The sequence below is a fragment of the Actinomadura chibensis NBRC 106107 genome (assembly GCF_001552135.1).
Taxonomy (GTDB): domain Bacteria; phylum Actinomycetota; class Actinomycetes; order Streptosporangiales; family Streptosporangiaceae; genus Spirillospora; species Spirillospora chibensis.
This window is the reverse complement of sequence record NZ_BCQP01000114.1, coordinates 1-6311: the sequence shown is the minus strand read 5'-3', so window position 1 is coordinate 6311 and position 6311 is coordinate 1. Positions and strand designations below refer to the sequence as shown.

Here is a 6311-nt window from a genome sequence, read left to right as displayed (position 1 = left end):
GGAAAACAAACGGGTTCCGCTTGTTAAGTGAATATGTCCGATGCTTTTGCTGCTTTGGACGCTTGGGTTTGCCCGCCCTGCTCGGGGTGGTGCGTTGGGCGTTCGGTGGTTTTGGCGGAGGGGAAACACCCGGTCCCATCCCGAACCCGGAAGTTAAGCCCTTCAGCGCCGATGGTACTGCATGGGAGACTGTGTGGGAGAGTAGGACACCGCCGGACATTTATTAAGGGGAGGCCCCGCCGTTATCGGCGGGGCCTTCCTCATTTCTGGGCCCGGGTTCAGATGAGCCCTTCCTCGATTCGTGACGTCGTGATGACCTTGCCCGCCGCGTCCAGGGCCGTCAGTTCCACGACCTCGAAGTCGGACTCGTTCTCCACGGGCGGTCCCACCTTGCGGTTGAAGATCTGCATGAAGAATCCACCCGCCTTGACGTCCACGACGCGCTCGTCGCCGTCCTCGAACTTCACCTTGATCTGGGCGGCGGGCGGCGCGGCCCGTCCGATGACGCCCATCCAGTCGTCCGCGAGCGGGCCGTACCTGGCCGAGAGAACGGTGTCCGGGCCCGGGACGACCTCCTCCTCGCCGCATTCGAGAGAGCCGTCCTCGGCGCCTCCCGCCCGGACCGTGCGAATGTAGGCGCAGCTCCCGCTGATCTTCCCCGGGGCGCGCCACCATTCGGCGCGGAGGCCCTTCGGGCCCTCGGCCGCGATGAGCATCTCGGCCTTGCTCGTGTCGACGTCGCCCCAGGCGTTGTCCTTGTCGTTCGTGCTGTTCAGCGCCTTCACCACTCCTGTGGGGATCACACCGGCGGCGTCGGCCCCCGCGGCCAGCGCGCCGAACGCGAAGAAGACGGTGACGGCGACGGCGAGGCGGCGGCGGGTACGGCGGCTCGGCGCGGACGGCTCGGCCTCCGTCCGGGACGTGGCGAGGATGCGGGTCAGGGCCCGCCGCGCCTCGGCGTCGTCCGCGGGAAAGGGCATTTCGGTGGCGGGGTCGGTACCGGCGAGCAGTTTCCGAACAGCGGCCACGTCCTGGACATCGGTGGCGTCCTTCATGAGCGCGCCCCTTTCATTTCGAGTCCCTGCTGATGGAGGGGCGACGCCTGTTCCGCCTGTCCGCCCGCGAGTGCCTGTTCGAGCCGCCGCCGGGCGCGGTGCAGGCGCACCGCGAAAGTCCGGGGAGCGCAGCCGACGACGGTGGCCGCGGCGGAGACGTCCAGGCCGTCCCAACTGACGAGTTGCAGCGTCTCCTGGTCCCGCGGAGAAAGGCTCGCCATGGCGTCCCGGATGTGCAGGGCCGCAACGACGCCGCCCGCGTGGTCGGACGCGACCACGGCCGGGGACGCCGACCGGAGCCGCGCGCCGAGCCGCAGCCGCCGCCGGTCACCGCGCCGGTGATTGGCGATCGTGTTGCGGGCGACGGAATAGAGCCAGGGAAGGACGTCGTCGGGGTCGTCCGGCAGTTCGCCGAAACGGCGCCACGCTACGAGAAAGGTCTCCGCCGCGATGTCGCGCGCCTGGTCGGGGTCCGTGCGCCGGGCGGAGAACCGGACCACGTCGCGATAGTGCCGTCGGAAAAGGCCGGAGAAGTGTTCTTCATCATCTCCCACGCCCGCCTCCTTGAGGAGTTCACCGGATGTCGCCTCCTTATGTCCGGCTCCCCCTCGGGATTACAGGCGCGGGCGGGGTTCAGATGTCTTCTCCGGCGAGGACGCTGTCGGCGTCCACGATCCGGTAGGCGTATCCCTGTTCGGCGAGAAAGCGCTGCCGGTGGGCGGCGTAGTCCTGGTCGAGGGTGTCGCGGGCGACGACGGCGTAGAAGCGGGCGCCGTGCCCGGACGCCTTCGGACGCAGCAGCCGTCCCAACCGCTGCGCCTCCTCCTGCCGGGATCCATAGGCGCCCGACACCTGGACGGCGACGGAAGCCTCCGGAAGGTCGATGGAGAAGTTCGCGACCTTGGAGACGACCAGGACGTTGATCTCACCGGCGCGGAAGGCGTCGAAGAGCCGTTCCCGTTCGCGCACCCGCGTCTCGCCCTTGATGACGGGCGCGTCCAGCAGGGCGCCGAGTTCGTCGAGCTGGTCGATGTACTGGCCGATGACGAGCGTCTGCTCGTCCTTGTGCCGGTCGACGAGCGCCTGGATGAGTTTCGTCTTCGTGTCGGTCGTGGCGCAGAACCGGTAGCGCTCCTCGGGCTCGGCGGTCGCGTACGCGAGCCGTTCCGAGTCGGTGAGGGTGACGCGGACCTCGACGCAGTCGGCGGGGGCGATCCAGCCCTGCGCCTCCATGTCCTTCCAAGGGGCGTCGTAGCGTTTCGGGCCGATGAGGGAGAAGACGTCGCCTTCCCGTCCGTCCTCCCGGACGAGGGTGGCGGTGAGGCCGAGGCGGCGGCGGGCCTGAAGGTCGGCGGTCATGCGGAAGATGGGTGCGGGCAGGAGGTGCACCTCGTCGTAGACGACCAGGCCCCAGTCGCGGGCGTCGAAGAGTTCGAGGTGGGTGTAGGCGCCCTTCCGGCGCGTCGTCATGATCTGGTACGTGGCGATCGTGACGGGACGGATCTCCTTCTTCGTCCCGGTGTACTCGCCGATCTCGTCCTCGGTGAGGGTCGTCCGCCGGAGCAGCTCCTGCTTCCACTGGTGCGCCGACACGGTGTTGGTGACGAGGATCAGCGTGGTCGCCTGCGCCTTCGCCATCGCGGTCGCGCCGACGATGGTCTTGCCCGCGCCGCACGGCAGGACGACGACGCCGGACCCGCCGTGCCAGAACGCCTCGGCGGCGTCGCGCTGGTAGGAGCGCAGCTCCCAGCCGTCCTCGTCGAGGGCGATCGGGTGGGCCTCGCCGTCCACGTACCCGGCGAGGTCCTCGGCGGGCCAGCCGAGCTTGAGCAGCGCCTGCTTGAGGGCGCCGCGCTCGCTCGGGTGGACGACGACCGCGTCGTCCCCGACCCGGGCGCCGATCATGCCCTTGACCTTCTTGGCGCGCAGGACCTCCTCCAGCACCGACCGGTCGGACGACGCCATGACGAGCCCGTGCACCGGGTCCTTCTCCAGCCGCAGCCGCCCGTACCGGGCCATCGTGTCGGCGACGTCCACGAGCAGCGCGTGCGGGACGGGATACCGGGAGAACCTCAGCAGCGTGTCGACGACCTGCTCGGCGTCGTGCCCGGCGGCGCGGGCGTTCCACAGCGCGAGCGGCGTCACCCGGTAGGTGTGGACGTGCTCGGGCGCCCGTTCGAGCTCGGCGAACGGGGCGATCTCCTTGCGGCAGGCGCCGGCCAGTTCGTGGTCGACCTCCAGCAGCAGCGTCTTGTCGGACTGGACGATCAGCGGGCCGTCGGTCACGGAATGCAGCCCCCGTCGGGAATCGGTGGTGGTGGGGTCGGGTGCACGGTACCCGAGGTCGCGCGGCGCGCCGTCCCGTTCGGACGGGACGGCGCCTCGGCTCAGGGGTTCAACGGCCGGACGGCGCCCGCTCTTCCCGGGCGGGCGGCGCCCGGCTCCCCGGCGGGCCTCAGCCCGAACCGGAGTTGACGGTGGCCAGCAGGTACACGATGCCGAGGACGATTCCGAGCACCGTGGAGGCGGCGAAGAGCGACCAGCTCCAGATGGTCAGGTTCCGGGCGGAGCGCGGGTCGGGGTCGGCGCGGCGCTGCGCGTGCAGGGCGGTGACGACTCCGGCGACGGCGACGAAGTTGCAGCACAGGACGATCGCGATGGAGTTGCAGACGAGCGCGGCCGTGATGGTCCCGCTGCTCACCCGCTTGGACGGCACTCCAGGCGGCCCGTACGCCCCATAGGGAGCCGCACCGGACGGGGCCTGCGTCCCATACGGGTTCCCGCCGCCGGGCGGGGGCTGAGCTCCGTACGCGTTCCCGCCACTTGGCGGCGGTTGCGTGCCGTACGGGTCTCCGCCACCTGACGAGGGCTGCGTGCCGTACGGGTCCCCGTCACCTGGCTGCGTGGGTGGGGTTCCTTCACCGGATGGCGGTTGCCCTCCGTACCCGCTCATCGGGTGCCTCCTCGTATGGTCGCCCGGGGTCGCGCCGCCGGTCGGTGGGGTCATGCCGCACCGTAGGCGGGGGCGTCCGGTACCCGTCCCGGCGGCGGGGTCAGACGCCGCCGCCGGTCGAGTCGTAGTCGGGTTCGGACGCCGCCCCGAGGAGCACGAGCGCCACGAACAGGATGATCCCGATCGCGAAGGACGCGGCGAGGATCGCCCAGCTCCAGATGGCCAGCCGCCGCGACGAGTCCGGGTCGGTGGACGCGCGGCTGACGGCGATCGCGCTGGTGACGATCCCGGGGATGGCGAGGACGTTGCAGCACATCACGACCGCGACGCAGGTGCAGATGAGGGCGGCGATGGCGGAGCCGTTGCTCCCCGTCGCGTACGGTTGTTGGGGAGGCCCGTAGCCGTACCCCGGGCCGTACCCGTACGGGTCGTAGCCGGACCCGCCGTACTGCTGGCCCCCGTACTGTTGGCCGCCGTACTGCTGCCCGGCGTACGGGTCTTCCCAGGACGGCGGCTGCCCTCCGTACCCGCTCATCGGACCTCCTCCACGGTCGCCATGCAACGCTATCGGTCGATCGGTCCCCCGGTGGACCCCTATGTGAGGTTCGCCGGTTCGTGGCCGCGGCGCCGGGGGCGGGTCCTCAGAGCCCGTCGGGCGACTCGTAGCTCGGGGTGGACGCCACGACCGCCACGATGTAGACGATGAAGATCACGATGCCGGCGACGATCGACAGCCCGAGCAGGACCCAGCTCCAGACCGTCAGCTTCCGCGCGGACTCCGGGTCGGTGTCGGCGCGGCTCAGCGCGATCGCCGCCGTGACGGCGCCGGGAATGGACAGGAGGCCGCAGCACAGCAGCACCGCCGCGATGTTGCAGACCAGCGCGGCGATCGTGCCGCCGTTGCTCCCGGACCGCGGCGGGGCGCCGGGCCCGTAGCCGGGCGGCTGCCCGTAGGGACCCGCGCCGTACGAGCCGCCGTAGCCGCCCCAGCCCTGGGACCCGCCGTACGGGTCGGACCCGCCGTACGGGCCTCCGCCGTATCCGCTCACGGGACGGCCTCCTCCGGTGGACGGCGCCGATCGCCTTTCAGGTGGGACTCCCGCGACCGCCCGGAGGTTCCGCCGCGTCCGGAACCGGACGCCGCCGAGCGGGCGGGGCTAGAGCGGGCGGGGCTAGGACGCGTCCGACGCCGAGTCGTCGGTCAGCTCCGACACCCCGGTGATGCGGTGCAGCGCGAACCGGTGGACGGCCGCGCGCGTCGCGTCGTACCCGGTGAGGAACCCGCCCTCGACGCGGACCGGCTCCACGATCCGGCTGGACGCCTGCCCCTGCTGGTCGAGGTAGCCGATCCAGACGCGGCCGCCCCGGTCGACGGCGGCGCGGAGCCGGTCGACGGTGGCCATCGAGGGGGAGCGCGGCGGCTCGCCGGACGGGGCGGCGTCCGCGCGCCGCCTGGCCTGCTCGGCGCCGAGCAGGGCCGCCTCGTCCCCGGCCCGCAGGGCGCGCACCGCGGCGGAGATCATCGAGGCGTCGGTGTGCTCCTCCGGCCGCAGCCGGACGATCTCCGCGGTGGGCGGCGGCTCGGCGCGCTGCGCGTCCGGCCGGGTCACGATGACGCCGCCGCCGGGGGCCTCGGCGACCGGGGCGAGGCCCATGGCGCGCAGGCCGTCCAGGAGGGCGGAGCGCTGGAGGCCGGACGCGAGCACGGTCGGCGCGAGCCGGTGCAGGCGCAGCGGGTCCGAGCGCCGGTCGGCGAGGATCTCGTCGAGCGTCGCGGACGAGTCGGTCCGCACGTAGGACGAGAGCGCCCCGACGCGCAGGTGCCCGTGCCGCCGCGCGACGTCGTCGATCAGGTAGGCGAGGGGCTGCGGCAGCGGGGTCGCGGAGTGCCGGGCGAGGAGGTCGGCGAGGTCGGCGGCGGTGCGTCCGGCGTCGAGGGCGCGGCGGACGGACTCGGGCGTGAACCGGTACACGGTGGCCGCGCCGGTGGACTCGACGTCGGCGGCGAGCGCGAGCTCGCGGGCGAGGTCGGTGACGAGCGGGCCGGGCGCGATCGCGGTCAGGTCGGCCTGGATGACGATCTCGTCGACGGGCGCGGGCAGGTGCTTCTCCAGCGCGGGCTCGGGGTCGGCCCCGGCGAGCAGGTCGCGGGCGAACGGGGCGAGCTCGCCGAACCCGGTGAGGCCGAGCGCGGCGGCCTCGCGGAGCGTCCAGCCGATCAGCCGCTCGCGGGTCGGCCCGGCGCGGCGCGGCTGGAGCCAGCCGAGGCGGGCGCGGAGGGCGTCCTCGCCGACGACGACGCC

The 6311-nt window shown here is 72.4% G+C and carries 6 protein-coding genes, 1 rRNA gene and 1 pseudogene; 1 reads left to right on the top strand and 7 read right to left on the bottom strand.

Annotation, left to right across the window (positions count from 1 at the left end; translation table 11 throughout):
- The first annotated feature begins 101 nt into the window (after window positions 1-101).
- A 5S ribosomal RNA gene (gene rrf, locus ACH01S_RS41615) occupies window positions 102-218 on the top strand.
- A 60-nt stretch (window positions 219-278) separates the two neighbouring features.
- Here rrf and ACH01S_RS41610 read toward each other — a convergent pair.
- The 7 genes and pseudogenes from ACH01S_RS41610 to ACH01S_RS41580 all read right to left on the bottom strand — a co-directional run.
- Complete coding sequence (locus ACH01S_RS41610; RefSeq protein WP_067905830.1) at window positions 279-1055, bottom strand: hypothetical protein; 777 nt, start codon at window positions 1053-1055, stop codon at window positions 279-281.
- Window positions 1052-1612, bottom strand: a pseudogene (locus tag ACH01S_RS41605) (RNA polymerase sigma factor); the annotation flags it as partial. The pseudogene ACH01S_RS41605 and the gene ACH01S_RS41610, both read right to left, overlap by 4 nt.
- A 76-nt stretch (window positions 1613-1688) precedes the next feature.
- On the bottom strand, window positions 1689-3341 hold the full coding sequence (locus ACH01S_RS41600; RefSeq protein WP_067905826.1) for a DNA repair helicase XPB: 1653 nt from the start codon (window positions 3339-3341) through the stop codon (window positions 1689-1691).
- A 169-nt stretch (window positions 3342-3510) separates the two neighbouring features.
- Window positions 3511-3756: a hypothetical protein gene (locus ACH01S_RS41595; protein WP_148344273.1), complete on the bottom strand. Its 246-nt coding sequence runs from the start codon at window positions 3754-3756 to the stop codon at window positions 3511-3513.
- A gap of 352 nt (window positions 3757-4108) precedes the next feature.
- On the bottom strand, window positions 4109-4543 hold the full coding sequence (locus ACH01S_RS41590; RefSeq protein ID WP_067905823.1) for a hypothetical protein: 435 nt from the start codon (window positions 4541-4543) through the stop codon (window positions 4109-4111).
- A 106-nt stretch (window positions 4544-4649) separates the two neighbouring features.
- Window positions 4650-5057 carry a hypothetical protein gene (locus ACH01S_RS41585; protein ID WP_083981743.1) on the bottom strand — a complete coding sequence of 136 codons (408 nt, stop codon included), beginning with the start codon at window positions 5055-5057 and terminating at the stop codon, window positions 4650-4652.
- Between the two features lie 123 nt (window positions 5058-5180).
- Window positions 5181-6311: helicase-associated domain-containing protein (locus tag ACH01S_RS41580; RefSeq protein WP_174564954.1), on the bottom strand; the 1131-nt coding region annotated here is incomplete at its 5' end.

What these genes read in the sequence shown, in the direction of transcription:
- ACH01S_RS41610 (WP_067905830.1), bottom strand. Translation starts at nt 1,055, where the DNA reads ATGAAGGACGCCACCGATGTCCAGGACGTGGCCGCTGTTCGGAAACTG.
- ACH01S_RS41590 (WP_067905823.1), bottom strand. Translation starts at nt 4,543, where the DNA reads ATGAGCGGGTACGGAGGGCAGCCGCCGTCCTGGGAAGACCCGTACGCC.